26 protein-coding genes are annotated in these 26619 nt (G+C 63.9%); 19 read left to right on the forward strand and 7 right to left on the reverse strand.

The window, feature by feature from the left end:
- Nucleotides 1–182: 182 nt before the first annotated feature.
- From AC3IQ7_RS14825 to AC3IQ7_RS14840, 4 genes are all read left to right on the forward strand, one after another.
- The gene (locus AC3IQ7_RS14825) at nucleotides 183–2471 is read left to right on the forward strand and encodes an alpha,alpha-trehalose-phosphate synthase (UDP-forming) (RefSeq protein ID WP_489206483.1); all 2289 of its coding nucleotides are present in this window, start codon (nucleotides 183–185) and stop codon (nucleotides 2469–2471) included.
- On the forward strand, nucleotides 2471–3232 hold the full coding sequence (gene otsB, locus AC3IQ7_RS14830; RefSeq protein ID WP_489206484.1) for a trehalose-phosphatase: 762 nt from the start codon (nucleotides 2471–2473) through the stop codon (nucleotides 3230–3232). Before AC3IQ7_RS14825 ends, otsB begins: the two co-directional genes overlap by 1 nt.
- A gap of 3 nt (nucleotides 3233–3235) precedes the next feature.
- Complete coding sequence (locus AC3IQ7_RS14835) at nucleotides 3236–5065, forward strand: glycoside hydrolase family 15 protein (RefSeq protein ID WP_322427092.1); 1830 nt, start codon at nucleotides 3236–3238, stop codon at nucleotides 5063–5065.
- Nucleotides 5066–5163: 98 nt separating this feature from the next.
- A complete protein-coding gene (locus AC3IQ7_RS14840; protein WP_489206485.1) occupies nucleotides 5164–5523 on the forward strand; it encodes a hypothetical protein in 360 nt (119 codons plus the stop codon).
- A 40-nt stretch (nucleotides 5524–5563) separates the two neighbouring features.
- On the opposite strand, the gene AC3IQ7_RS14845 is transcribed toward AC3IQ7_RS14840, so the two are convergent.
- Nucleotides 5564–6487 carry a LysR family transcriptional regulator gene (locus AC3IQ7_RS14845; RefSeq protein ID WP_322427090.1) on the reverse strand — a complete coding sequence of 308 codons (924 nt, stop codon included), beginning with the start codon at nucleotides 6485–6487 and terminating at the stop codon, nucleotides 5564–5566.
- A gap of 119 nt (nucleotides 6488–6606) precedes the next feature.
- Here AC3IQ7_RS14845 and mdcA point away from each other — a divergent pair, with 119 nt between their 5' ends.
- The 9 genes from mdcA to mdcH are packed head-to-tail and all read left to right on the forward strand — an operon-like array spanning nucleotide 6607 to nucleotide 13887.
- Nucleotides 6607–8280 carry a malonate decarboxylase subunit alpha gene (gene mdcA / locus AC3IQ7_RS14850; RefSeq protein WP_489206486.1) on the forward strand — a complete coding sequence of 558 codons (1674 nt, stop codon included), beginning with the start codon at nucleotides 6607–6609 and terminating at the stop codon, nucleotides 8278–8280.
- Complete coding sequence (locus AC3IQ7_RS14855) at nucleotides 8280–9164, forward strand: triphosphoribosyl-dephospho-CoA synthase (protein ID WP_489206487.1); 885 nt, start codon at nucleotides 8280–8282, stop codon at nucleotides 9162–9164. Before mdcA ends, AC3IQ7_RS14855 begins: the two co-directional genes overlap by 1 nt.
- Nucleotides 9151–9459, forward strand: a complete 309-nt coding sequence (locus AC3IQ7_RS14860; RefSeq protein ID WP_035818456.1) for a malonate decarboxylase subunit delta — start codon at nucleotides 9151–9153, stop codon at nucleotides 9457–9459. The genes AC3IQ7_RS14855 and AC3IQ7_RS14860 overlap by 14 nt, the downstream gene beginning before the upstream one ends.
- Entirely contained in the window at nucleotides 9456–10310 is an 855-nt protein-coding gene (locus tag AC3IQ7_RS14865) for a biotin-independent malonate decarboxylase subunit beta (protein ID WP_489206488.1), read from the forward strand. The genes AC3IQ7_RS14860 and AC3IQ7_RS14865 overlap by 4 nt, the downstream gene beginning before the upstream one ends.
- A complete protein-coding gene (mdcE, locus tag AC3IQ7_RS14870) occupies nucleotides 10307–11119 on the forward strand; it encodes a biotin-independent malonate decarboxylase subunit gamma (protein ID WP_489206489.1) in 813 nt (270 codons plus the stop codon). Before AC3IQ7_RS14865 ends, mdcE begins: the two co-directional genes overlap by 4 nt.
- 54 nt (nucleotides 11120–11173) lie before the next feature.
- A complete protein-coding gene (gene madL / locus AC3IQ7_RS14875) occupies nucleotides 11174–11587 on the forward strand; it encodes a malonate transporter subunit MadL (RefSeq protein ID WP_099376957.1) in 414 nt (137 codons plus the stop codon).
- Nucleotides 11580–12344 carry a malonate transporter subunit MadM gene (madM, locus tag AC3IQ7_RS14880; protein WP_035818466.1) on the forward strand — a complete coding sequence of 255 codons (765 nt, stop codon included), beginning with the start codon at nucleotides 11580–11582 and terminating at the stop codon, nucleotides 12342–12344. Before madL ends, madM begins: the two co-directional genes overlap by 8 nt.
- On the forward strand, nucleotides 12344–12952 hold the full coding sequence (locus AC3IQ7_RS14885; protein ID WP_489206490.1) for a malonate decarboxylase holo-ACP synthase: 609 nt from the start codon (nucleotides 12344–12346) through the stop codon (nucleotides 12950–12952). Before madM ends, AC3IQ7_RS14885 begins: the two co-directional genes overlap by 1 nt.
- Nucleotides 12949–13887, forward strand: coding sequence for a malonate decarboxylase subunit epsilon (mdcH, locus tag AC3IQ7_RS14890; protein ID WP_489206491.1), 939 nt, complete (start codon nucleotides 12949–12951; stop codon nucleotides 13885–13887). The genes AC3IQ7_RS14885 and mdcH overlap by 4 nt, the downstream gene beginning before the upstream one ends.
- Here mdcH and AC3IQ7_RS14895 read toward each other — a convergent pair.
- Nucleotides 13884–16214: a TonB-dependent receptor gene (locus AC3IQ7_RS14895; RefSeq protein WP_489206492.1), complete on the reverse strand. Its 2331-nt coding sequence runs from the start codon at nucleotides 16212–16214 to the stop codon at nucleotides 13884–13886. The genes mdcH and AC3IQ7_RS14895 overlap by 4 nt on opposite strands.
- Before the next feature lie 289 nt (nucleotides 16215–16503).
- A complete protein-coding gene (locus tag AC3IQ7_RS14900) occupies nucleotides 16504–17751 on the reverse strand; it encodes a PepSY-associated TM helix domain-containing protein (RefSeq protein WP_489206493.1) in 1248 nt (415 codons plus the stop codon).
- Between the two features lie 249 nt (nucleotides 17752–18000).
- On the opposite strand from AC3IQ7_RS14900, the gene AC3IQ7_RS14905 reads away from it, so the two are divergent.
- The 5 genes from AC3IQ7_RS14905 (at nucleotide 18001) to AC3IQ7_RS14925 (ending at nucleotide 22104) form a co-directional block, all read left to right on the forward strand.
- On the forward strand, nucleotides 18001–18831 hold the full coding sequence (locus AC3IQ7_RS14905) for an alpha/beta fold hydrolase (RefSeq protein WP_489206494.1): 831 nt from the start codon (nucleotides 18001–18003) through the stop codon (nucleotides 18829–18831).
- 8 nt (nucleotides 18832–18839) lie between these two features.
- Nucleotides 18840–20378 carry a hybrid sensor histidine kinase/response regulator gene (locus tag AC3IQ7_RS14910; RefSeq protein ID WP_489206495.1) on the forward strand — a complete coding sequence of 513 codons (1539 nt, stop codon included), beginning with the start codon at nucleotides 18840–18842 and terminating at the stop codon, nucleotides 20376–20378.
- A 25-nt stretch (nucleotides 20379–20403) separates the two neighbouring features.
- A complete protein-coding gene (locus AC3IQ7_RS14915; protein ID WP_489206496.1) occupies nucleotides 20404–20919 on the forward strand; it encodes a hypothetical protein in 516 nt (171 codons plus the stop codon).
- Between the two features lie 14 nt (nucleotides 20920–20933).
- Nucleotides 20934–21338 carry a hypothetical protein gene (locus AC3IQ7_RS14920; RefSeq protein WP_489206497.1) on the forward strand — a complete coding sequence of 135 codons (405 nt, stop codon included), beginning with the start codon at nucleotides 20934–20936 and terminating at the stop codon, nucleotides 21336–21338.
- Between the two features lie 67 nt (nucleotides 21339–21405).
- On the forward strand, nucleotides 21406–22104 hold the full coding sequence (locus AC3IQ7_RS14925) for an aspartate/glutamate racemase family protein (protein WP_489206498.1): 699 nt from the start codon (nucleotides 21406–21408) through the stop codon (nucleotides 22102–22104).
- 47 nt (nucleotides 22105–22151) lie between these two features.
- Here AC3IQ7_RS14925 and AC3IQ7_RS14930 read toward each other — a convergent pair whose 3' ends face one another.
- The 3 genes from AC3IQ7_RS14930 to AC3IQ7_RS14940 form a co-directional block, all read right to left on the reverse strand.
- Complete coding sequence (locus tag AC3IQ7_RS14930; protein WP_176390681.1) at nucleotides 22152–23369, reverse strand: MFS transporter; 1218 nt, start codon at nucleotides 23367–23369, stop codon at nucleotides 22152–22154.
- Nucleotides 23370–23688: 319 nt separating this feature from the next.
- The gene (locus AC3IQ7_RS14935) at nucleotides 23689–24105 is read right to left on the reverse strand and encodes an SRPBCC family protein (RefSeq protein ID WP_099376949.1); all 417 of its coding nucleotides are present in this window, start codon (nucleotides 24103–24105) and stop codon (nucleotides 23689–23691) included.
- A gap of 19 nt (nucleotides 24106–24124) precedes the next feature.
- Entirely contained in the window at nucleotides 24125–25141 is a 1017-nt protein-coding gene (locus tag AC3IQ7_RS14940) for an aldo/keto reductase (RefSeq protein WP_099376948.1), read from the reverse strand.
- A 102-nt stretch (nucleotides 25142–25243) separates the two neighbouring features.
- Between AC3IQ7_RS14940 and AC3IQ7_RS14945 the strand changes: the two genes are divergently transcribed.
- Nucleotides 25244–26146 (forward strand): LysR family transcriptional regulator, encoded by a 903-nt coding sequence (locus tag AC3IQ7_RS14945; RefSeq protein ID WP_489206499.1) that lies wholly within the window; start codon nucleotides 25244–25246, stop codon nucleotides 26144–26146.
- On the opposite strand, the gene AC3IQ7_RS14950 is transcribed toward AC3IQ7_RS14945, so the two are convergent.
- On the reverse strand, nucleotides 26143–26616 hold the full coding sequence (locus AC3IQ7_RS14950; RefSeq protein ID WP_489206500.1) for a DUF6328 family protein: 474 nt from the start codon (nucleotides 26614–26616) through the stop codon (nucleotides 26143–26145). The two genes, AC3IQ7_RS14945 and AC3IQ7_RS14950, sit on opposite strands and share 4 nt — an antisense overlap.
- Nucleotides 26617–26619 lie beyond the last annotated feature (3 nt).

Below are 26619 nucleotides of genomic sequence, written 5' to 3' on the forward strand. Positions count from 1 at the left end.
CAGATGACGTCGCGGGGACGTGCGTTGCCGAACGGATAAGACTTGGATCAAGGTGGATACTGGAAAAAATTGCTGCGCTGCGCCATGCCACGTTGACGTTTCAATACGGAAAGCAAACGGGCGTCGCCGTAGTGGAAACATAGTCATACTTGCCATGCTTTTTGTTTTTGCAAAGGAAAACGATGATAGTACGATCACTCCGAATGTCCTTGCGCTTCATCCTGCCACTGGCCCTGGTGCTGGGATTGTTTGCTTATATCGTAGTACCCCTGCTCGACAATATCACCCTGCGCTGGTATGTGCGCGACCTCGACAGCCGGGCCGAATTGCTCGCTGGAACCCTCCGGCCCTCGCTCACCGAATACCTGCCCGCGCAAGACGCCACCCGCATCAGCGAACTGTTCCAGGGAGCCACGCGCGACGAACGCCTGATCGCCATCGGCTTTTGCGACAACGCGGGCCACTTGCTGTACCAATCCGCGCAATACCCGGCCTCCATCGGCTGCTGGAGCACGCCTCCCACGGGCGGCCTGTACAAATCCCTGGCGCAATTGCCGCAAGGCCAAGTCCACCTCAGCGAAACGCCCGTGATGCAGGATGCGTCCCAGCTGGGCCGCCTGGTGCTGGTACAGGACATGAGCTTTGTCGAGCGCCGCAATACGGATACCAAACGCTTCATCTTTGCCTTCCTGGCCGTGCTGGCCGTGCTGATTTCCCTGATGACCGTGTTCGTGGCGCACCTGAGCTGGCGCGGCTGGCTGGCGGCCGTCAAGGATATTTTACGGGGCGAATTGCTGCCGAAAAGTAATGGGGCAGTGGCCGCCGCCGCACCCGCCGCAGCGCCCGCGCCACCGCCGGAAATGCAGCCGCTGATCGGCGATTTGCGCGAATTGCTGCAGGAATACCATTTGGAACGCCAGGGCGACAACGGCTGGTCGTCCGACTGGACGCCGGATAAACTGCGCGCCTTGCTGGAAGCGGACTTGCAGGGCGATCAGGTGCTCGTCGTGTCGAACCGCGAACCGTATATCCACACGAAAACAGAGGCCGGCATCACCGTGCAGCGCCCGGCCAGCGGCTTGGTGACTGCCGTGGAAGCCGTGATGCGCGCCTGTTCCGGCACATGGATCGCGCATGGGGCCGGTTCCGCCGACCGCGAGACGGTCGATAAACTCGACCACGTGCCTGTGCCGCCCGACAACCCCAGCTATACCTTGCGCCGCGTGTGGCTGACGGACGAGGAAGAGCAGGGCTACTATTATGGTTTCGCCAATGAAGGCATGTGGCCGCTGTGCCATATCGCCCACGTGCGCCCCGTGTTCCGCTCGTCCGACTGGGAGCAGTATGTCAAAGTCAACCGCCGCTTCGCCGACGCCGTCATCGCCGAGGCGAAGACGGACAACCCCGTCGTGCTGGTGCAGGATTACCACTTTGCCTTGTTGCCGCGCATGGTGCGCGAAGCCTTGCCGAAGGCGACGATTATTACTTTCTGGCATATCCCCTGGCCAAACTCGGAATCGTTCGGCATTTGCCCATGGCGCGAAGAAATCCTCGACGGCTTGCTGGGCAGCACCATCCTCGGCTTCCACACGCCATTCCATCGCAAGAATTTCCTGGAAACGGTGGACCGCTACCTGGAAACCCGCATCGAGCCGGAAGCGTCGACCATTTCCTATGGCGGAGAGATGACGCAAGTCGAGGATTACCCGATTTCCATCGCCTGGCCGGAAGACAATCCGGCGCAGCCGGACGTGGCCACGTGCCGCGCGCAAATTCGCAACGAGCTGGGTGTGGCGCCCGACCACTTGCTGGGCATCGGCGTGGATCGCCTCGATTACACGAAAGGCATCGTCGAGCGCTTCCAGGCCGTCGAGCGCATGCTGGAACAGCAGCCCGGCATGGTGGGCAATTTTACCTTCGTGCAAATCGCCGCCCCGAGCCGCGCTTCGCTCGATGAATACCAAAGTTTCGATGCGCGCGTGCGCAAGATGGTCGAGCGCATCAACCGCCGCTTCGGCAGCGGAGACTATGTGCCCATCCTGTTGAAAGCGGAGCACCATGGCCAGGACGATTTGCAGCGCTATTTCCGCGCTTCCGAGGTGTGCATGGTGACAAGTTTGCATGACGGCATGAATCTGGTGGCCAAGGAATTCATCGCCGCCCGCGACGACGAGCTGGGCGTACTTGTTCTAAGTCAATTCACGGGCGCCGCGCGCGAGCTGCATGAAGCGCTGATCATCAACCCCTACCACATCGAGCAGGGCGCCGACGCCCTGTACCGCGCCCTCGTGATGCCGCCCGTGGAGCAGCGCGAGCGCATGAAAAGCATGCGGGCGCGAGTCAAACATTTCAATGTCTACCGCTGGGCGGGGCGCATGTTGCTGGACGCGGCGCGCTTGCGTCAGCGCGACAAGGTCATGACCAAGATCGACGCCCACAGCCGCATCAAGCGGCGCAAGGGGATGATCTGATGGCAGAATTCCCTGACGATAGCGCGGCCCTGTTGCAACTGCTGGCCGCTCCCGGCAGCGCCGTCTTCCTCGACTTTGACGGCACCCTCGTCGACCTGGCGCCCACGCCCGATGGCGTGCGCCTGGAAGGAGGCGTGATCGAAGCGCTGGCGCTGCTGGCCGAGCGCCACGGCGGCGCGCTGGCCCTCATTTCCGGCCGTCCCATCACCCAGATCGACGCCATGCTGGCGCCCTTGAGCCTGCCTGTTGCCGGCGTGCATGGCGTGGAGCGGCGCGGCGCCGATGGCGTGCTGCATGTGGCGGCCACGCCCGACGTCTCGCCCGTGCTGGCGCGCGCGCAGGCGCTGGCCGAGCACCACCCCGGCTTGCTGGTGGAACACAAGCGCGGTGCCGTGGCCCTGCATTACCGGCTGGCGCCGGAACTCGGGCAATTGTGCGCGCAGGAAATGTCGGCGGCTGTGCAAGCGTGTCCGGGGGTATTGCTATTGCATGGCAAAATGGTCCTGGAAGCCAAGCCGGCCGCCACGGACAAGGGTGGCGCCATCGCCGCCTTCATGGTGGAGGCGCCATTCGCCGGCCGCCGGCCCGTGTTCGCGGGTGACGACACCACCGACGAGGCAGGCTTTGCCTTTGTACAACAAGCAGGCGGGCAGGGCGTGAAAGTGGGCAGCGGCCCCAGCGCCGCCACCCTGCGCCTGGCCAGCCCGGGCGCCTTGCGCGCCGCCTTGCTGGCCGCGTCCGTATCCCCTTTCAAGGAGTAGCCGATGACCATATCCACTGAACAAGCTTCTGACACCCCCGGCGGCGTGCCCGCGCAAGCATCCCTCAACTGCGGCGTGGTGGGCAATTGCGCCTTCAGCGCCCTGATCGACCAGGCAGGGCAGGTCGTCTGGTCGTGCCTGCCCCGTTTCGATGGCGACCCGGTCTTCAACGGCCTGCTGGACGCCACGGAAAACGGCAGCGTGTGGGCCATCGACATTGAAAACTTTGCCCGCAGCGAGCAATTCTACGAGCCGAACACGGCTGTGCTGCGCACGCGCCTGTACGATACGGATGGACGGGGCGTGGAAATCACGGATTTCGCGCCCCGATTCCTCAGCCGCGACCGCATGTTCCGCCCGCTGATGCTGATCCGCCGCGTGCGCCCGCTCGACCACGCCGTGCGCATCCGGGTGCGCCTGCGCCCCCGCTACGACTGGGGCAAGCTGGCGCCGCAGATCACGCAGGGCAGCCACCACATCCGCTACGTGGGGCCGGAACAGACCTTGCGCCTGAACACCGATGTGTCGCTCAACTATGTGCTGAGCGAAACGTATTTCGTGCTGGGCGGCACCGCCAACTTCCTGCTGGGCCCCGATGAAACCCTGGCCGGCGGCATCGACGAGACGGCGCGCATCTTCGAAAAGGAAACCATCAATTATTGGCGCACCTACACGCGTCGCCTGGCCGTGCCGCTGGAATGGCAGGACGTGGTCATCCGCGCGGCCATCACGTTAAAACTGTCTTTATATGAAGACACGGGCGCCATCATCGCTGCCATGACGACGAGCATCCCTGAAGCGCCCGGCAGCAGCCGCAACTGGGATTACCGCTATTGCTGGCTGCGCGACGCCTTCTTTGTCGTGCGCGCACTCAATAGTTTGTCCGAAGTGGGTACGATGGAAGAGTATTTGCGCTGGCTGACGAATATCGTCGCCCGCTCGAAGGGCGGCCACATCCAGCCCCTGTACGGCATCGGCCTGGAAGAGCAGTTGCCGGAATCGACGCTCGACCATTTGCCCGGCTACCGCGGCAACGGCCCCGTGCGCGTGGGCAACCAGGCGCAGGAACATTTCCAGCACGATGTCTACGGCAACATCGTCCTGGGCGCGGCGCAAGCGTTTCTTGACCACCGCCTGTTCCACCGGGCCGGCAAGGCCGAGTTTGCCGCACTGGAAGCCGTGGGCGATCAGGCCTTCAGATTGCACGCGGAACCGGACGCGGGCATGTGGGAGTTGCGCACGCGGGCAAGAGTCCACACCTCGTCCATGCTGATGAGCTGGGCCGCCTGCGACCGCCTGGCGAAAGTCGCGCATAAACTGGGCTTGCCGGACCGGGCCGACCACTGGAACAGCCGCGCCGTGCTGATACGCGAGCGCCTCTTGCGCGAAGCGTGGAGCGAGGAACGCCAGGCCTTCGCGGAAAGCCTGGGCGGGCGCGACCTCGACGCCTCCGTCCTGCTGATGGCGGAAGTCAACTTCATCGACCCCATGGACCCCCGTTTCATCGCGACAGTCGACGCGCTGGAAGCATCGCTATGCGACGGCCCCTACATGCGCCGCTACGAAGCGCCCGACGACTTCGGCAAGCCCGAGACCGCCTTCAACATCTGCACCTTCTGGCGCATCGACGCGCTGGCCCGCATCGGCAGGAAGGACGAAGCGCGCCAAATCTTCGAAACAATGTTAATGGCGCGCAACCACCTGGGCTTGCTGTCGGAAGACACGCATCCCGTGACGGGCGAAATGTGGGGCAATTTCCCACAGACGTATTCGATGGTGGGCCTCATCAACTGCGCCGTGCGGTTGTCGGCGCCTTGGGATAGCGCGATTTAATCGTACCGTGTCATTACGCGCCAGGTCATTACCCGCCTTGGTGCGCAGGAATACGAAATGCCGAATGGCATCCACACTGATCAATACGAAATATCGAGATGACGATCGAAAACGACATTTTAGCGACAATAAATGACAGCATTTTTCTTGAGACTATTTTCCAGAAAGATACTGACTGGGATGCTGCATTGTGCACCAGGGATTCTGTTGAGTTTGACGGCGCATGGTGTGCCAGCTACGAAAAAGTGACCTCATCTTGTCCAGCTGAAGGCGCCCTGGTGAAGGAGATCAGGGAGGTAGCATTCAAGAAAGTGTATCAAGTCACTGAAAATTCCGACCTTGCTGGCTATGTGTCGGACGATATGGGTCTGATTGCGCAGGCATGCCAGAATAAAGTCGAGATCGACTTTATCGACAATCTCTGGAAAACCTATATGCGCGGAGAGTTTCCAACTTGAGCTGATACAGGCATGGTCGCGGCGCTCCTGCGACGCCATTTCAGCTGCCAGTTGCGCGCTCGCCACGCCCATACAGGCGGCACTCCGCCGCCAGCGCCAGCAAATTCGGGTCGCGCTCGCGGCTGCTCAGCATCAGCAGGGTGATTTGCTGGTGCGAGCCGTAGCGCGCGTCCAGCGGAATCAGTTCGATGCGCGAGCTGAAGGCGCGCACCCGGCCGGGCAGCAGGCTGTAGCCTATGCCGCCGCTGACCAGGTTGATCAGCGAGAAGATGTCGCCGACCCGCATGGCCGTGTCGGGCACGAATCCCGCCAGGTCAAACGCGTGGTTGAAGCTTTGCGAGGTGACGAAACCCTCGTTGAGGGTGACGAATTTATCGTTGCGCAGCTGCTGCAAGTCCACCGATGCGGCCCCCGCATAGGGCGAGTCTAGCGGCGCGGCCAGGTAGACGTCGTCCTGGAACAGGGGCACGGCCACGAGGCCCGCGTGCTGTTCTTCCTCCTGCACGCCGACGATGATGGCGTCCAAACGTCCATCGGCGAGGCTTTGCAGCAGTTCGCGGTTCGATCCCAGGGTCAGGTCGATGTCAAGGCCGGGCCGGCGCAGTTTCAGGGCGATTACCAGTTGCGGGATGCAGTGCAGGGTCAGGGAATACAGCGAGCCGATCTTCAGCCGCACGGGATTGATGCCTGACATTTCGCGCACCTTGCGCACGCCTTCCTCGCACTCGGCCAGCGCGCGCCGCGCCGATTCGGCAAAGGTGTAGGCCGCATGCAGCGGGATCAGGCTGCGGCCCTCGCGCTTGAACAGGGGGCAGCGCAAGCCATCTTCCAGCGAGTGCAGGGCGCGGTGCACGCTAACCGTGCTCTGGCCCAGCGCATCGGCCACGCGGGCCAGGTTGTTCAATTCCATAAAGCTGAGAAACACTTCCAGCTTTTTCAGCGTGATTTCTTCGTTGATGGCCATGATCACCGTAATTATCGTGAGTTCATTAACTTCAGAGTAATGAACATGGTAGCAGGTTGATTGTCGCGGCTCCGTTTTCGCTCTATCGTCAGGCTTCGATAGCTCAATTCGGAGGCAAGATGTCAACCGCCACAGCAGCGCCAGGGCAGCGGCAAAAACAATGGGACACGCGGCGCACCGAGAAGCGCCTCCGCCTGGAAGCCGTGCGCCAGTACGCCAGCGGCCCCGTTCTGCAACAGGGCGACATGGTCGCCGTGCTGGAAGCCTTGCTTGCGCCGGGCGACCGCGTCGTCCTCGAAGGCAATAACCAGAAGCAGGCCGATTTCCTCGCCCGCATGCTGACCCAGGTCAACCCCGACAAGATCCACCATCTGCACCTGATCATGCCCAGCGTCAGCCTGCCCGAACACCTGGACCTGTTCGAGCGGGGTATCGCCCGCAAGCTCGATTTTTCGTTTGCCGGCACGCAAAGCCTGCGCATCGCCCAGTTTCTGCAGGATGGCTTGCTGGAAGTGGGCGCCATCCACACGTATATCGAACTGTATGCGCGCCTGTTCGTCGACCTCACGCCCAACGTCGTCATGGTGGCCGGCTACATGGCCGACCGCCAGGGCAATCTGTACACGGGCCCCAGCACCGAGGACACGCCGACTCTGGTGGAATCGGCCGCCTTCCGCGACGGCATCGTCATCGCCCAGGTGAACCAGATCGTCGACGATGTCAGCGACTTGCCGCGGGTCGACGTGCCCGGCTCGTGGATCGATTTCGTCGTGCAGTCCGACAAACCATTTTTCATCGAGCCGCTGTTTACCCGCGACCCGCGCGTCATCAAGCCCGTGCACGTGCTGATGGCCATGATGGCGATCCGCGGCGTGTATGAAAAACACCAGGTGCAGTCGCTCAATCACGGCATCGGCTTCAATACGGCCGCCATCGAGCTGATTTTGCCCACCTATGGCGAGCAGCTGGGCTTGAAGGGCAAGATTTGCCGCAACTGGGTGCTCAACCCGCATCCGACCCTGATCCCCGCCATCGAGACGGGCTGGGTCGAAAGCGTGCACTGCTTCGGCGCGGAGCTGGGGATGGAAGGCTATGCGGCCGCGCGGCCCGACGTGTTTTTCACTGGCCGCGACGGCTCGATGCGTTCGAACCGCGCCCTGTGCCAGCTGGCGGGCCAGTACGCGGTCGACCTGTTCATCGGCGCCACCCTGCAGATGGATGGCCTGGGCAACTCGTCGACCGTGACGAATGGCCGACTGGCGGGTTTTGGCGGCGCGCCCAATATGGGCCACGATCCGCACGGCCGGCGCCACCCGACGCCGGCCTGGCTGGACCTGATCGAGACGGACGACCCGCTGGCGCGCGGCAAGAAGCTGGTGGTGCAGATGGTCGAGACGTTCCAGGATGGCGGCCAGCCGACGATCGTCGAATCGCTCGACGCCGTCGCAGTGGGCCAGGCCAGCGGCATGCCGCTGGCGCCCGTGATGATTTATGGCGACGACGTCACCCACGTGCTGACGGAAGAGGGCATCGCCTACCTGTACAAGGCCCGCTCGCTCGAAGAGCGCAAGGCCATGCTGGCGGCGGTCGCCGGCGTGACGCCCATCGGCCTGCGCCACGACCCGAAGACGACAGCGAAATTGCGCGCCGATGGCCTGATCGCGCTGCCCGAGGATATCGGCGTGCAGCGCGGCGCTGCGAACCGCTCGCTGCTGGCGGCGAAAAGCATCGCCGACCTGGTCGAATGGTCCGACGGCCTGTATCAACCACCCGCCAAATTCAGGAGCTGGTAATGATTGCAATGAGCACAATGATGATAAGGCCAGTGCAGATACGTTCTGCCGCGCTGGGACGGCAAGTGCTGCAGGCGCTGCTCGATGAAGTGACCCTGACACCGAAACCCGGCCTGGTTGATTTGCGCAGCCGTGGCGCCCACACGGACTTGAACTGGGCCCTGATGTGCCATTCGGCCTGCGTGCTACAGCCCGTGTTTGCCGCCATGGCCGACGCTGGCGCGCAGAGTGAAGATGACGATCTGCTGCGCCAGCGCATCGGTGCCATCGGCCGCGATGGCGAGGCGCTCATGCTGGCGGCCACGGGTGGCGTGAACACGCACCGGGGCGCCATCTGGGCGCTGGGACTCCTGGTGACGGCGGCGGCGCAACAGGGCGCGCGCGGCGCGTCGCTGGCGCCAACAGCCGTGGCGGCGCGGGCCGGCGCGCTGGCCCGTTTGCATGACCGCGGCGCGCCTGGCGCCACCGGCAACAAGGGCGAGCTGGCGTGCCGCCAGTACCAGGTCGATGGCGCACGGGGCCAGGCCCGGGCCGGCTTTCCGCTGGTGACAGGCGCCGGATTGCCGGCCTTGCACGCCTCGCGGGCACGCGGTGACAACGAGACGACGGCGCGCCTGAACGCCTTGCTGGCGATAGTCAGCCAGCTCGATGACACCTGCGTGCTGTCGCGCGGCGGCGAGACGGCCCTACTGGCATTACAGGCAGGGGCGGCGCGCGTGCTGGCGGCCGGCGGCGCGGCCACTGCCGCCGGTACCGAGGCGCTGCGGGCGCTGGAAGCGGTGGCGCTGGCGCGCGGCGTGTCGCCGGGCGGCGCGGCCGATCTGCTGGCGGCCACCCTGTTCCTCGACCGATTGACACAAGGAGAAGCGCATGGAAACGCGTGACTATACATTCCCGGCCGGGCCGCCGGCGTCTAGCCGCGCCCTGGCCGGCGTCGTCGGCTCGGGTGACCTGGAAGTGCTGCTGCAGCCAGGCGACGATGGCGTGACCCGCATCGTCGTCAACACCTCCGTCGATGGCAAGGGCGCCGTGTGGGATGCGCTGTTGCAGCGCGTATTCGGCGGCGAACCTCTGCCGGCGGCGCGCATCGTCATCAACGATTGCGGCGCCACGCCGGGCGTGGTGCGCATGCGCATCGAGCAAGCCTACGAAGAATTGCAAGCGGGGAGGACGGCATGAGCACATTACAACAACTGCTGGAGCGCGACAGCTTCATCGAACGCGGAGCGCGCAGCCGGGCCAGGGCCTTGCTGGACGCAGGCAGCATGCGCGAACTGCTCGACCCGTTCTGCGGCATCGCGTCGCCCTGGCTGCCGCAACAAGGTGTCACTGCGCAGGCTGACGATGGCGTGGTGGTGGCCAAGGGCCTGTTTGACGGCCAGCCGGCCGTGGTGCTGGCCATCGAAGGCGCCTATCAGGGCGGCAGCATGGGCGAGGTGGGCGGCGCGAAAATCGCCGGCGCGCTGGAACTGGCTGCGCGCGACAACCGCCACGGCATACCGACACGCGCCGTGATCCTGTTCGAGACGGGCGGCGTGCGCCTGCAGGAAGCCAACCTGGGCCTCGCTGCCATCGCCGACATCCATGCCGCCATCGTCGACCTGCGCCGCTACCAGCCCGTGATCGGCATCACGGCCGGCACCGTCGGCTGCTACGGCGGCATGTCGATCGCGGCGGGCCTGTGCAGCTATCTGGTCGTCACGCGAGAGGCGCGCCTGGGTCTCAACGGCCCCGCCGTGATCGAACAGGAGGCGGGCGTGGACGAATTCGACTCGCGCAACAAACCGTTCATCTGGAGCCTGACGGGCGGCGAGCAGCGCTTCCACAGCGGCCTGGCCGACGTCTATGTTGAAGACGACACGGTGCAGATGCGCGCCGCCGTGGCCGCATTGTTCGCACGCGGTTTGCCGCCACAGCACCGCAGCGATCAGGCGGAAGGCTACCTGGCGCGCCTGGCCGACGTCGACGCCAGTGTGCAAGCCACGCCGGAAGCCGTCCGTTTGATCTACAGCAAAGGAGTCGCAGCATGAACGCCATCACCGATACGAGCCGGGGCGCCGTCTGGCTGGCGGCACTCACGAATAACGCTGCGCCGCTGGACGGCTACCCGCCTTCCGTGCGCGTGGTCGACGCTCCGCTGGCCGGAGAAACTGCGCGCTACCTCGCCGTGCTGCCCGACCCGGACAACCGGTTTACGCGCGCCCGTACGGGTGAAGTCGGCCTGGTCGAGGCGTGGCAGCTGGCGCGCGCCGTGCAGCAGGTGGTACTTGAGGACCGTGACCTGGCCGTGAAACGGCCCATCGTCGCCGTCATCGACGTGGCCAGCCAGGCGTATGGGCGGCGCGAGGAAGCGTACGGCATCCACCAGGCGCTGGCCGGCGCGGCGGGGGCGTATGCCGAGGCGCGCCTGGCTGGCCATCCCGTGATCGGCCTGATCGTCGGCAAGGCCATGTCGGGCGCCTTCCTCGCGCACGGCTACCAGGCCAACCGCCTGATCGCGCTCGACGATCCGCAAGTGATGGTGCACGCGATGGGCAAGGCCTCGGCAGCGCGCATCACCCTGCGCACCGTGGCGGCGCTCGAAGCGCTGGCCGCAAGCATCGCGCCGATGGCCTACGACATTGGCAACTATGCCACCCTGGGCCTGCTGTGGCAAACCTTGCAGGTGGCGCAGCCGGACGATCCGTCGGCGCAGGACACGGCCGCCGTCGACGCCTGCCTGCAGGCGGCCCTTAGTGACATCCGCGCCGATCCGCAGCGCGACCTGTCCAGCCGCCTGGGCGCGCCGCACCGCCAGGCGTCGGCAAAAGTCAGGGAGGTGCTGGGGCAGCAGTGGTAGGTGAAACAACAGAGAAGACATCAAGTCATTCCTATTCCTATAACGGAGACAATCATGATCATTTACGGAACTGCACTGCTGGCCTTATGCCACTTGCTCGGCATCTTCCTGGGCGACCTGCTCGGGCAGCTGATGGGCGTCAAGACCAACGTGGGCGGCGTGGGCATCGCCATGCTGCTATTGATCTGCGCCCGGCTCTACATGCAGCGCCGCGCGTGGCTGCCGCAGATGACGGAACGGGGCGTTGAATACTGGGGCGCCATGTATATTCCCGTGGTGGTGGCGATGGCGGCGCAGCAGGATGTGGTGGCGGCGCTGCGCGGCGGGCCGGTGGCCGTGCTGGCCGCCATCGGTTCCGTGCTCGTTTGCGGCGCCGTGATCTCGCTGATTAATCGTATGGAAAGCCCGGCCGCCATCGCCGCCGCCGAAGCCGAGTCGATGTTGATGAAGGAGCACCGTCATGCTTGAGCTCTTTGAAAAAGCCGCCATCCACAATGGCCTGGTGACGGCCTTCGCCTTTGTCGGCCTGATCATGCTGCTGTCGGTGGCGCTGTCGAAGTATCTGACCCTGGGCCGCGTGCACGGTTCGGCCATTGCCATCGTGATCGGCCTGGGCCTCGCTTACTGGGGCGGCGTGCATAGCGGCGGCCACAAGGGCCTGGCCGATTTGTCGCTGTTCGGCGGCATCGGCCTGATGGGCGGCGCCATGCTGCGCGATTTCGCCATCGTCGCCACGGCCTTCGAAGTGCAGGCGACGGAAGCGCGCAAGGCGGGCCTGATCGGCGTCGTGGCGCTGATGCTGGGCGTGGTGCTGCCGTTCCTCGTCGGCGCCGGCGTGGCGTACGCGTTTGGCTATTCGGACGCCGTCAGCATGACCACCATCGGCGCCGGCGCCGTCACGTACATCGTCGGCCCCGTCACGGGTGCGGCCATCGGCGCCAGCTCGGACGTCATGGCCCTGAGCATCGCGGCGGGCCTCATCAAGGCCATCCTGGTGATGGTGGGCACGCCCGCCGCGGCACGCTTTTTGCGCCTGAAAACGCCGCGTTCGGCCATGGTCTTCGGCGGCCTGGCCGGGACGGTCAGCGGCGTCTCGGCGGGCCTGGCCGCCACCGACCGCAAACTGGTGCCGTATGGCGCGCTGGTCGCCACCTTTCATACGGGCCTGGGCTGCTTGCTGGGACCATCGTTGCTGTTCTTTGCCGTCAAGGCGGTGGTGGCCTGATGGAAGCCTGGCGCGCGCATGATTTGCTGTGGCTGGACGGCTTGCCGGACGATGCATGCTTGCCCGCCTGGGCCGACGCCGCGTGGCTGCGGGCCGCACCGGTGGTGGTGCGGCGCGCCAGCTGCGCGTCCGGACGCATTCCCGTGGGCGTGCGCGGCATGCTGCGCAGCGAGCGGCATGCGTGCGAAGTGGATGCCGCCGCCGTCGTGCGCCGCGTGACGCCGGAAATGTTGGCGCATACGCCAGTGCCTGATTGTTCCTGCGCTGCGCTCGACGCGTTGCGGCAGGTGGCGCCGCTGCTGGACGCCACGGGCTGGGCGTGGGGGCCGACGGGCGGCGTGGGCTTTGCGCTGGCGAGCAGCTTGCCCGTGCTGCGCGCCGACAGCGACCTCGATCTCGTGCTGCGCATCGCCGCGCCGCCGGACGCCAACCAGGCCGAGGCCCTGCGCGCCATCGCGGCGACCGTCACGGCGTGTCGGCTGGACCTGCAGATCGACACGGGCGTTGGCGGTTTTGCGTATGCCGAGTGGGCGGCGGGGCGGGCCAAGGTCTTGCTGAAAACGGACCGCGGTCCCGTGCTGACGGCCACGCCATGGGAGCTGGCATGAGCGTGTTATTTACCTTTCCCGGCCAGGGCGCCCAGACTCCGGGCATGCTGCATGCGCTGCCGGATGATGGCGTCGTGGCGGCGGCCCTGGCGGAAGCGGCGGACGTGCTGGGCCACGATCCCTTGGCGCTGGACACGGCTGCCGCGCTGGCGTCGACGCGGGCCGTGCAACTGTGCTTGCTGATCGCGGGGGTGGCGATGGCGCGTTCGCTGGCGGCGCGCGGCGCGCGGCCCGACATGGTGGCCGGCTTTTCCATCGGCGAATATGCGGCGGCCGTCGTCGCCGGCGCGCTGGATTTCACCGATGCCGTGCGCCTGGTGGCGCGGCGCGGACAGCTGATGGAGCAGGCGTATCCCACCGGCTACGGCATGGCGGCCATCATCGGGCTTGATCTGGCGCAACTCGAACCGTTGCTGGCGCAAGTGCATGGTGCGGCCACGCCCGTGTATGTCGCCAACCTGAATGCGCCGCGCCAGATCGCCATTGCCGGCAGCGAAGCCGCCCTGCAAGCCGTGATGGCGCTGGCCCTGGCGCATGGCGCCGGCAAGGCCAAACGCCTGGCTGTCAGCGTGCCGTCGCATTGTCCGTTGATGGAGGCCGCGGCGGACGGCATGGCCGCCGCTATTGAGGGCGTGGCCGTGCGCCGCCCATCGCTCGTCTACCTGAGCAGCAGCGCTGCGCGCGCGCTGTTCGACCCGGCCCGCATCCGCGACAGCCTGGCCGCCAACATGGCGCAGCGCGTGGAGTGGAGCAGTACCGTGCGCCTGGCGTGGGAGCGTGGCGCACGGCTGGCACTGGAAATGCCGCCCGGCAGCGTCCTCACGCGCCTGACGGCGCCTGACTTCACGGATGGCGTGGCCATCTGCTGCGACGGCAACCGGGGCGACAGCCTGCTGGCGCTGGTACAGCGGGAGCGCAACGGCGCCGTGCCTTAAAGCCTGGCGCTCAATCCAATCTGGAAGCCACGGCCCGGCAAGGGCGCGATGTATTTCAGTGGAGAATTGTGCGGCCGGGCATCGTCATCGAGCAGGTTGGTGCCGCTGATGAACACTTCGAGGCCTGCAAACGGTGAATTCGGCACTTGCAGTGCGCGGCTCACCTGGAAGTTCACCATGGTGTAGCCGTCGAGCGGCACTTCCTCGCTGACACTCTTGCCCAGGTACTTCTGCTTGTCGTACCAGGTGCTGGACAGCCTGGCCTTCCAGCCCTGGTTTTCCCACAGCACGTTGGCGCCATAGCGGTTGGTGGGCATGTTGGGCAGGTATGCGCCGTCGTTGTGCGCGCGCAGCTTGTCGGGATTGTCCGCCTTGTTCTTGACCAGGTCGGCGAATGCGGAGAGGTTCAGCTTGCCGTAGCTGCCAAGCTGAATCACCTGGGAGGCGTCGATCTCGAATCCCCTGACCGTCGTGTCCGTCTGTTTCCAATATTTCAAGGGCAGGCGATTGGCCATCTGGGCACCCGAGTGACCAAGGTAGAGATAGTTCTCGTACTTCATGACGTAGCCCGTTGCCGACATGGCAAAGCCGCGATTGCCGAACAGGGCGGTGAGTTCGGTATTCCGCGCCCGCTCGGCCTTCAAGTCCTGGTTGCCTTCTTCCTGGGTCATGATCGAATAGTGGCGGTTGCTCGCATACAACTCATTGACGTCGGGTGCTCTTTCGGAGGCGGCATAGCGCAGCTTTGCACCGAAAAGCTGGCCAAGTTTGGCCGACGCCCCCAGGCTATAGCTGTTCAGGCTGAACGACTTGTCCTCGAGTTTGGAATTGCTGGCATTCCTCGACGTCTTGAAGCCGCTCTTGCGGATCTCGTGATCGACTTTTTCATGGCGCAAGCCGGCATCGAAGGTGGCCCAGTCGAAGTCCAGGCTTTCCTTCACGAACAGGGCATTGCTGACCGTGCTCGCATCGGGCAGGTAAAGCTGCGGGCCGCTGCCGGTGATTTCCCTCGACTGACGGCTGAGGCCAAGCAAGCCGCTCAAGGGCCCAGCGCGCCGGTGCGCCAGCAGGAGTTCGGCCTGATTGGTGTCGAACTGGTAGTCATTCGCCTTGGCCGCACCGAGACGTTCTCCCGACGCATTGTTCAAGCGGGATACGCGCAGTTGTGCGCTTTCAAGATAGGCAAGGGGATCGCGAAGATGGGCTTCCAGCGCATATTTATCCTGCTGTATCACCACGCCGACGGGCAGTCCCTCATCATAGTTCGCGCCGAACGACTTGTTTTCCATGGAAAAGCCCGGCACGCCATACTCGCTATTCTTGGTGTCGAGGCTGACGGCCACGTAGCCGCGATCGAAAAAGTAGGTGCTGCCGACGGCAAAGTGGGAATTGCTGACGTAGCTGTTGCCCAGCGTGCCGTGGTAATCGGGGGTCACGTCCTTGTTGATCTTGTTTTGCGCCGTCGATGGCGTGCCCGGCACGTAAGCGGGGTTGGCCGGATTGACGTAGGTCTTGCGCTGCCAGACGGATGTCGGCTGATTCGTATAGAAGGAAAAATCACCATCGGCCCAGTCCGGATTTTCCGTCATGAACTGGTCGATAAACGGTTGCGAAGCCTTGTTGTAGATTTGCTGGATCCTCGCTTCTTTCTGGCAACTGTCGGCCAGAAAGGTATTCACGCCGCCCTTCAAGGGAAACAGCTGGCTGTTGCACACGCTGGCCTTGCTGTTGCCCGGAATATCGTAGTGTCCGATCTTCTGGAAGGACATCTGCAGGTTGGTCGAGAAGTGCTTCCCATCGTTGAAGTTCATGCGCAAGCCCTGGGCGTCGGCATCGTTGAAGCCCTTGCGCAGGATCAGTTCCAGGTCCTTCGGCTTGTCTTCCATCTTCCTGGAAACGAGGCCGGAATCGACGTCGACGCTGCCGCCAATCGCATTGCCGCCGAAACGCACGCTATCGGACGATTTGTTGACGGTGACGCTGCGCGCAAACAGGGGATCGAACGGGATGTTGATGTCGCCGCTGAGCGCATTCATGCCGAGGATGGACTGGCCATCTTCGAGAATCTGCACGCGGCTGCCGCTCAGGCTGCGTATCACCGGTGCGCCCGCATTTGGCCCGAAGGCGCTGCTTTGCACGCCCGAGACATGCTCGAGCATGCCGCCCAAGGTCCTGTTCTGGGCTTGCGTATTCTCGACCAGCACGACGCTGTCGATGGTGGAAGGCCTGTCTGCCCGGACTTTGATGGTCTGCAGGGTAACGTCGTCTGCCGCGTAAGCGAGCGGGGCAGTGGACAGCATGGCGGCTGCGAATACGTGATGGCGCATGGGACTCTCTAAAAAGGCGGAATGGGGTGCTGGCGCTGGACGCAGGCGCAGCGTGAATTTTTAAATGCAATCGAGTTGCAATAATAGCTTGTGCGTAATGCTATTGCAAGTAAACTGCATTTGAGGGGCGGCGCACGAAAAGCGCGCAGCGCAGACGGCCGGCATGTGCCGGCTAGTGGGTAGCAAAGTGTGGAGGTGCGAGGTGCGAAGGCGTTACGCGTTGCGCGTGTGCGGCGCAGGCTGAAGAAGTCCGCCTGCGCCGTTAGGGAATCGTTGCTTCAACTGAAGTTCAATGGCTTCTCGCCTGCAGCCGGCGCGCGCGCCGTTTGCGCTCCCAGATGACGACGCCCGTCACCGACAGCATGGCGACCATGAGGCCCATGAAGGACATCAGAATGCGTCCCGGCAAGCCGAGGATGCGGCCCGAGTGCAGGGGGAATTGCAGTTGCACGAAGACATCGGCGGCCGTGCCTTCCCACGGCTTGTGCTGGCCGATGATGCTGCCGTCCATGCCGTCGATGTACAGGTTCGACAGGCCCATGCCGGCCGCGCCGAACTCGTCGGCCGGGTCGAAGAAGGAGACGTTGTAGAACGAGTAATTGCCGCCATAATAAATGCCGCCGATGGGCGCCGTGATGCCGCGCTGTACGGCCTGCTTTTTGGCGATTTCGACGGCTTGCTCGAAGCCGATCACGGGTGTGATGTAGGTGCCGTAGGGCGCCGGCGTCTGCGTTTCGTACGGTCCCGGCGTGGTGGTGGACACGAGCGACATGACGGGATAAAACACTTCCCGGTACAGGTTCAGCGAGAACGAGGTAAACGCGACGACAATGATGATGAGCCACACCCACAGGCCGCCCGCGCGGTGCAGATCGAAATTGAGTTTGTAGCCGCCGGCTGCCCAGCGCACCACCCACGACGGTTTCCAGCGCTGCCACCAACTGGCGGCGTCGCGGTGGCGTGGCGCCTCGTCCTGCGCGCGCGGGCGCAAACGGCGCGGCGTGGTCAGATACAAGGCCACCATGCTGTCGAGCAGCCAGATCAGGGCAACCGTGCCCATCAGCCAGTAACCCCAGCGGTCCGTGCCCCAGAAGGCGGGCACGTGCAGGCTGTAGTGCAGGTGGCGCAAGAACGGCATCAGGCTGCGGCGCGACAGGGAAATGGCCGTCGAATCGCGCGTGCCCGTGATCTGCGCCGTGACGGGGTCGATATAGACGGTGTTGTAGTCGAGCACGAACGGCTTGTTCGTGGCCGGGTCGGTCAATGGCCGCACCATGAAGGCGCCTGCATGGCCTTCTTCCAGGCCCAGGGTCATGTAATTGACTTCCACGCGCGGGTCGGCGGCCGCGACTTTTTGTGCCAGCACAAACGGTGGCTGCAGGGGACCGCGGCCCGGCGTGTCCATGATGTCGGCGTTGAGCCATTCGTCCAGTTCGTGGTCCCACGACGTGACGGCACCCGTGAGGCCCGCAACGATGAGGAAGAGGGCGATGGTCAGGCCGGCCCAGCGGTGTATGACAGTCCAGAAAGCGCGCATGCGGTACAAACCTTCAACATGAAACCGGCTTGTTGCCGCCAGCAGGCGCCAAGGCGGCGCACAGGAAGAGCCAAATATGGGCCTGGTACAGGCCTGACATTTTTGATAATGGGAATCGTTCTCATTATCCGCCGTGGCGTGGCGTTTGTCCAGCCCCAATGGTGTTGCCCAAGGTTAAATAGCGCATGCTAAGATGCTAGCAAGAAGTTAATTTACATTCCACATGGAAATATTCAAGGCTGAAGCGGCATGCGCATAGAAGACCGGAACAATGTCCGCATTCGCGAATGCAGCGCTATGCCCCCAAGGCACGCGGCAGCCACCATGGTGTTCATGCATGGGTTTGGCTGCGATCAAACCATGTGGCGTTACCTGGAGCCGCTGTTTCGTCCGCACTACCGCACTGTGCTGTTCGACCTGGTCGGCAGCGGTGCTTCCGACCTGGGTGCCTATGATTTCGATAGCTACGCGCGGCTCGACGCGCATGGCGCCGATTTGCGCCAGGTCATCCATGCCGCCGGTGGCGCTCCCGTGATTTGCGTCGGCCATTCCGTCAGTGCCATGAGCACCTTGCTGGCCACGATCGCCGAGCCGTCGCTGTTCGCCGCGCAAGTCATGCTGGCGCCGTCGCCGTGCTATGTCGACGATGCGGCGGCCGGTTACCGGGGCGGCTTCAGCCGTGCCGATATCGACGACTTGCTCGGTGCCATGGACAGCAATTACCTGGGCTGGTCGGCCGGCATGGCGCCTGCCATCATGGGCGCGCCCGGCCAGCCGACGCTGGGGCAAGACCTGGTGAACAGCTTTTGCCGCACCGATCCCGTCATCGCCCGGCATTTCGCGCAAGCGACGTTCTTGTCCGACCACCGCGCCGTCTTGCCGCACAACAGCACGCCGGCCCTGATCGTGCAGTGCAGCGACGACTTCATCGCGCCACCTTCCGTGGGCGACTACCTGCGCGAAACGCTGCCGCACAGCAGCCTGCAGGTGCTCGAAAATGTGGGCCATTGCCCGCACATGAGCGTGCCCGATGCCAGCTATCGCGCCATCCGTCACTTTCTCGACGGCCTGCACCTGTAATGCGCGACATGATGCCTTCCTTGCCTGACGCCGATACTTTGTTCCAGCACGCGGCCTGCGGTTTGCTGCTGTGCACGGCCGACGGCACCATCGTGCAGGCGAATGCCACTTTTTGCGGCTGGCTCGGCTATGGCGCAGGGGAGTTGCTCGGGAAAAAGAAACTGCAGGACTTGCTGACCATCGGCGGGCGCGTCTACCACCAGACGCACTGGCTGCCTTTGATGCAGGTGCAGGGCAGCGTATCGGAAATATTGCTCGACATGCGCCAGCGCCAGGGCCAAGCCATCCCCATGCTGTTCAATGCCGTGCGCCGCGTGCACGAAGGCGTGCGGTATGACGAGATCGCCGTCTTTGTCGCCAGCGACCGGCGCAAGTACGAGCAGCAGTTGCAGCTGGCGCGCAAGGAGGCAGGCGAGCTCAACGAGCAACTGGCGGCCGCCGACCGGCGCAAGGACGAGTTCCTGGCGACCCTGGCGCATGAGCTGCGCAATCCGCTGGCGCCCATGCGCAATGTGCTGGAAGTGTTGCGCCTGGCGCAACTGGACGACCCGCAGCTGCGCTGGGCGCGCGACGTGCTGGGCCGGCAAGTGGGGCACATGACGCACCTGGTCGACGATTTGATGGAAGTGTCGCGCATCACGCAGGGCCGTCTGGAACTGCGCCGCGCCAGCGTGGAACTGGCGCCCGTGGTGGAAGCGGCCCTGCACAGCGTGGCGGAGCTGGCGGTGCAATCCGGCCACAAGGTGCTCGTGGAGCAATGGCCGCAAGCCATCTGGCTCGACGCTGACGCGACGCGCCTGGGCCAGATGATCGCCAACCTGCTGACCAACGCCATCAAGTACACGCCTGCCAACGGCGTCATCGGGCTGGAAGTGGCATGCACGGACAACGACGTGTACATTCGCGTGCGCGATTCGGGCATCGGCATCGCGCCCGAGCATCTGGACAAGGTGTTCGAGCTGTTTTCGCAGCTGGAACCGGCCCTGTCGCGCGCCCAGGGAGGCCTGGGCATCGGTCTGTCGCTGGTGCGCGGTCTGGCCGAATTGCATGGCGGCAGCATCAGCGCGCACAGCGACGGCGTCGGGCAGGGCAGCACCTTCGCCCTGCGCCTGCCGCTGCCGGCCGTGCCCCTGCAAGCGCCGCCCGAACCCGACCGCCGCCTGCTGGCCGGCACGCGCGAAGGCAAGGTGCTGGTCATTGATGACAGCGCCGACGCAGCCGAAAGCCTGGCGCTGGCGCTCGACATCCTCGGCTATGACGTGCGCACGGCCTACGACGGCACTGCCGGCATGGCGGCGGCACAAGTTTTCATGCCGCAAGTGATACTGCTCGACATCGGGTTGCCGCACATGAATGGCTACGACGTGGCGCGACTGTTGCGTAGTGAACCCTGCGGCAAGGACGCCATTCTCGTGGCCGTCACGGGCTGGGGCCAGGACAGGGACCGCCAGATGGCGTCCGACGCGGGCTTTGATTTGCACCTGACCAAGCCGGTGGATTTTTACGAGCTCGATGCGGTGCTGCAAAAGATGCTGGGGGCGGAGTAAGGATGGCATCAGAAAAATGAAAATCATGGAACAATTGACAGAGTTGGAGATCGCCGTTTTCCAGCTGCGCATGGGATTTGGCCATGCCGACCGCTGCGTGGACTGGGCCGTCGAACGCCTGCGCCTCGATCAGGAAGGCGACGATCTCGATATCGTGCTGCTGGCCAGCGCCCGGGGCGTTGACGAGGTGCTGCCGCTGGCCGAGGCCATCATCGGACGCTACCGTGGCGACGCGCGCCTGGAGGAACAATTCCTGGCTGGCAAATACATCGTCGAATTGCGTGCCGCCTATCTGGCAGGCCGGGAAAGCGTGCAATCGCTCGACGCCAGTCTGACGCGCCTGTATCCGGCGCTGGGCTATCCCGACTGGCTGGTCATGCTGAGCCGCAATTGCGAGTATGTGACGGACGTGCCCGATTTTGAGCAGCCGTTCGAGCGCGAGTTCGCCTACATCGCCCGTTTGTGGGCTGAGGCAGGCAGCGTCGCCGATTTTGAAAAAACATATTCCCGCGAGACGTCGAACGGGCACGATGTGAGCTGATGCCTGGATGCGCCATGAAGAAAATCGATATCTTTGCCTGTTCCCCCTCCGCCATGCGCGCGTGTGCCAGCTGGACAGATGCGTTTGACTCTTTTCCCGTCACCGGTATTACCTTGCCCGGGGAGCTGGACTTTGTGTCACTTGGGCAATTGTTGACGCAGTCGACAGAACCTGCGCTCCGGCCGGCAGGAATCGCGGGACGCGACCTGTACGTGTTCAGGGATGATATGGCGCACGCGCTCGGGCGGATGGCGGCCGACGAGTTGAGCGCCATCGCGGTGGCGTGGTCGACGACGCCACCTTGGGCGGGTATGGATATCAATCCCTTTGACCTGGCTGGATTTCTGATGGAGTTGCAGTCCGCCTGGCATCAATCCGTGACACCGGACAAGGCGTTGTTTGCGTGGATCGACGCGTAATGTCGGCATACTTATGGCGGGTGATCGCTATCGTATAATTTGCGCAATTCTTTTCGCTGGGAATAATGTGCAAAACAAGACGATAGGACTCATCGGCGGCATCGGCTGGGCTTCCACCCTGGACTACTACCGCTTGCTCAATGAAATGCTGGTGGCGCGCATCGGGCCCGCGCACAGTGCGCGCATCATGCTGGTCAGCATGGATCAGGCCGATTTCGTCGCGCATGCGGCGCAAGCCGATTCCCGCGCCATCGAGCAATTCCTGGTCACGCAAGGGCAGCGCCTGCAAGGCATGGGCGCGGATTTCTTCCTGCTGTGCGCGAATGGCGCGCACCGTTTCGCACCGGCCGTCGTGCCGCGCATCGGCTTGCCTTTTATCAGTATCGTCGAGGAAACGGCAAAGCGGGTGCGGGAATCAGGATTGAAGAAAGTCGGCCTGCTGGGCGTCAAGCAAACGATGGCGGGCAGTTTTTATCACCAGGCGCTGGAACGGTGCGGCATCGTGACGGTGACGCCCGATGAGGCCGACCAGGAAATCTTGCACGACATTATCTACACGCAACTGGTGCAGAATATTGTTACCGACGTTAGCCGGAACATTTTCCTGGAGATCATCGAAAAACTGCGGCTGCAAGGCGCGCAGGACATGATCCTGGGCTGCACGGAAATACCGCTGCTGATCAAGCCCGGCGATGTCGACTTGCCGCTATTTAACACCACGGAGATTCATTGCGAGGCGGCGGTGGCGTTTGCCATCGAAGACTAATGCTTGCGCAGGAACGGCCCCCGCAAGGGGGGGCCGCTCATTCATCATCAAGCCGGCTGCGCGCCGCTCACATTGCGGCTGCGGTTTTCCACCAGCACGGAAATGCCGAGCACGACGATGCCGCCGCAGGCCAGCATGGCGCCGACCCAGCCCGTCGAGCGCAAGCCCATGCCCATGGCGATGGCGATGCCGCCGGCCCAGGCGCCCAGGGCGTTGGCGATGTTGAAGGCGGAATGGTTGAGGGCGGCAGCCACGGTTTGCGCGTCGCCGGCCACGTCCATCAAACGCGTCTGCACGGCCGGGGCAACGGCGATGCCGGCGCCGATGGCGAACAGGTTGATCGCCGTCAACCAGACGTTGCTGCTCGTATAAGTAAACGCGGCCAGGGCGGCCACGTTCCACAGCAGCACGCCAAAGATGGTCCACAGGCGCGAGCGGTCGGCCAGCCAGCCGCCGATCAGGTTACCCACCGTCATGCCGACGCCGATGATGGCCAGCAAGATGGAAATGACCAGGGGCGACACTTTCGTGATTTCCAGCAAGGTTGGCGTAATAAACGTGTAGACGGCGAACATGCCGCCGAAGCCGATCGCCACCATTAGCAAGGTCAGCCACACTTGCAGGCGGCGGAACACGCCCAGTTCGCGGCGCGGGCTGGAATCGCCGGCGGCCACCATCGGCACGAAGATGCGCACCATCAGCATGGTCAGCAAGCCCAGCGCGGCGACGAGCAAGAAGGCCGAGCGCCAGCCCAGGGTCTGGCCGATATACGTGGCCAGCGGCACGCCAAAGATATTCGCCACGGTCAAGCCCATCAGGACGCGCGCGACAGCCTGGCCCCGCTTGTCCGGTTCGGCCAGGGCGGCCGCTACCAGCGCCGCCACGCCGAAATAGGCGCCGTGGGGGATGCCGGCGACAAAACGGGCGACGACCAGCAAGCCATAATTGGGGGCGATGGCGCTGAGCAAGTTGCCGCCAGCGAACATCAGCATCAGACAGATCAGCATCAGCCGGCGCGGCATGCGCGCCAGGAAGATGGTGATCAGGGGCGCGCCGACAACCACGCCCAGCGCGTAGGCGCTGATCATGTGGCTCATCTGCGGCAAGGTCGTGCCCAGGTCGTCGGCTACCACGGGCAGGATGCTCATGGAGGCGAATTCGCCCGTGCCGATGGCGAGGCCGCCGATGGCCAGGGCCAGGTCGGCATAGCCGGCGCCAAAAGGCGCGGTGACGCGCGGAATCAGGGGATCTACGGATGCGTGCATGTTCTTGTTAGTTTGGTAAGGGTGTGACAGGGTGAAGAAGCGTGCTGTGGCTCAGCCGCAGTGGCAGCAATGCGCTACCGGATGCGAAGTGAAGAAAGGCAAGGAGAAGTAGCAGCCCCGGCGTTTCGGGCCAGAAGAGCTGCCCACAGTCAACATTGTAAAAGATTCGGGCAAGTTCTGCCGGGAGGCGGCCAAAATATGCTGCACTGCACATAACAGCGCTTGCGCTTGTTGTTAACGATAACATGGAATCCGCCGGATTCCGCCACAGGCGGGCGAAGATTGCACGGCTGTGGCGGAATTGGTTCCTGCTTGCCGTTTATTCAGACAAGGTTTGTTGCAACGCTTCCAGCCCCGCCACATAAATGCCGTGGAACAGCTCCGTCACTTCCTGCTCGCTCACGCCGACAGCGGTGAAGCGGCCGGACCAGGTGACCCGCGCGCCAGCGCTGCCGGCAATCGGGCTCACTTGCAGGGTCGACAGGTAATCGCTGGCGGGAAACGGCGCCTGCAGAATCGAATAGCTGTAGCTGCGCGCTGTGTTGTCGTACGCTTCCAGCTGCTCGACGATGACGTCGCCGGCCGGGTTGGCCAGGTGGCGGATGCGCCCCCCGTCGCTGAGGGTGCTGCTGGGAATGTAGGGCAGCCAGTCGGGTAGCGAGTTGAAGCCGCCGATCAGTTGCCACACTTGCGCCGGCGTGGCGGCGATGTCGATCGAGGTAGTGGTATGTGCCATGATGAGTTCCTTGTATCTATTAGGTAGCGCTGCCAGGCAGCGGAGCGAAGGCGGACACCAGCTGTTCGGCGCGCATGTCTTGCCAGAAGGCGGCCGGGATGACGCTGTTCAATGCTTGCTGGTCTTCGGCCAGGCGTTCCGGACGGCTGGCGCCGGGGATCACGGCAGCCACGGCCGGATTGGCCAGAGAAAATTGCAGGGCGGCCGCCTTCACGCTGACGCCATGGCGCGCGGCGATGGCCTTGATGCGTTCCACTTTAGCAATGATTTCGGGCGAGGCCTTCTGGTATTCAAAGTGCGCGCCACCGGCCAGGATGCCCGAGCTGTAGGGGCCGCCCACGACGATGTCGACGTTCTGCCTTGCCGCGGCGGGCATCAGGCGCTGCAACGCCCGTTCATGGTCGAGCAGGGTGTAGCGGCCGGCCAGCAGGAAGGCGTCCGGCTGCGCTTCGCTTAAATCCAGGGTCAGTTCCAGCGGTTCCACCTTGTTCACGCCCACGCCCCAGGCCTTGATGACGCCTTCTTCGCGCAAGCGGGTCAACACGCGGAAGGCGCCCGTGCGGGCTATCTCGAATTGCGCCAGCCAGTTGTCGCCGTGGAAATCCTGGGCGATGTCGTGTACCCAGACGATGTCGAGGTGGTCCGTATCCAGGCGTTTCAAACTGTCTTCGATCGAGCGCAGGGTGGCGTCGGCCGTATAGTCATCGACGATCTTGTTCTTGCGGCCAAATTCGAACAATCCGCCTTTTTCGCCCAGTTCGCGGCTGGCCGGGTCTTCCAGTTCGTCGAGGATCAGGCGGCCGACCTTGGTGCTCAGCACGTATTCGTCGCGGCGGCGCTGCTTCAGGGCGGCGCCCAGGCGCAGCTCGGCCAGGCCGGCGCCATAGAACGGGGCCGTATCGAAATAGCGGATGCCGCTATCCCAGGCCGCGTCGACGGTCGCCAGCGCTTCTTGCTCGGGAATGTTGCGGAACATATTGCCCAGCGGCGCCGTGCCGAAACCCAGTTTGCCTGTCAGTAAGTGTTTGATACTCATGATGTTTTCCTTCAATGTGTGGATCAGTGAAGACAGAATAGCTGGACAAGTTAAGCCTGTCCAAGACATAATTAGCGCAACTTGAGTCCTTGAGGGTCTGATATGCTGGACATCCGCCAATTGCAATACTTCATCGCCGTCGCCGAGGAAGAACACGTGGGGCGCGCCGCCGAGCGCCTGCATATTTCCCAATCCCCGCTGAGCCGGCAAATCGCCCAGCTCGAAGACAAGCTGGGCCTGACCCTGTTCGAGCGCAGCGCGCAGCGCATCCGCCTGACGCGCGACGGCCATACTTTTCTCGCCGAAGCGCGCGCTTTTATCACACACGGAAATCGCCTGGAAGCATTGGCGAAACGCCTGGGTCGCGGCGATGAAGGCGGCCTGTGCATCGGCTATATCGAAAACGCCATGCATGCGGGCGTCTTGCCGGACGGCTTGCGCAGCCTGCGCGCCACGCGGCCGCAAGTGCACGTTGCCCTGTACAACCTGCATTCGGCCGAGCAGATCGAAGGCTTGCGCCAGCGCAGCCTCGATATCGCGCTGCTGTGCGAACCGCCGCTGCCGAACGACCCGGACCTCGATTGCGCGCAAGTGCTGAGCGACCCCATGCTGCTGGCCTTGCCGGAAACGCACCCGCTGGCGGCCCAGGCCGAGCTGACCCCGGAGGATCTGGCAGGCGAGGAGTGGATTGCCGTGCTGCACAAGGAAAGCGTGCTGAAACACGATAACTTCATCGCCGCCTGCGCGCGCGCCGGTTTTACGCCCGATATCCGGCTGGAGGCAACGGAACCGCTGACGGCGCTGGGCCTGGTGGCGGCCGGGCTGGGCATGGCCATGATCCAGCACAGCCTGCGCCAGCACGCGCCGGCTGGCGTCGTCGTGCGCGAATTGCCGTGGTTCAGCTACCGCACGCCCTTGTGGCTGGCCTGGCACAAGGTCAACCTGCGTCCGCTGGTGGGGATTTTTCGGGCAACCTTGCTGGAGCAGGCGGGCGTCGTCGCCTAGATTTTCCTGGCGCGCTTCAGGTGCAGGGGCAGCCACCACCACATGCAGACGATGAGCGTGCCCATCAGCAGGCAGGCGACGATGCCGGCGACGTGGCCGAACACTTCCGACATCACCAGGTTGGTGCCGAGGATAAACGCCAGGGCCAGGGAAAAGGCGCCGCACATCATGATGCGGTCGGCCACGCGCTTGAAGCGTTCGCGGTCTTGCAGGGGACGCATGACGCGGTGCTGGATGGCTGGAGCGCTGAGCAGCACCAGGCTGGTCATGGACAGAAAAAACGTCAGCAGGAAGACGATTTTTTCCGCCTGCACGATCTTCGCGAAGCCGCCGTTGAAGGGCAGGATGATGAGGAAGGCCGTCAGCATCTGCGCGCCCGGCAAGAGGATGCGCAATTCGCTGAGCAGGTCGGACAAGTCGCCTTCATCGCCTGACTGGCCATCTTCATCCTGGTGTTGCGCGTGTGGCATGGG

The sequence above is a fragment of the Janthinobacterium sp. GL_088 genome, assembly GCF_057837845.1.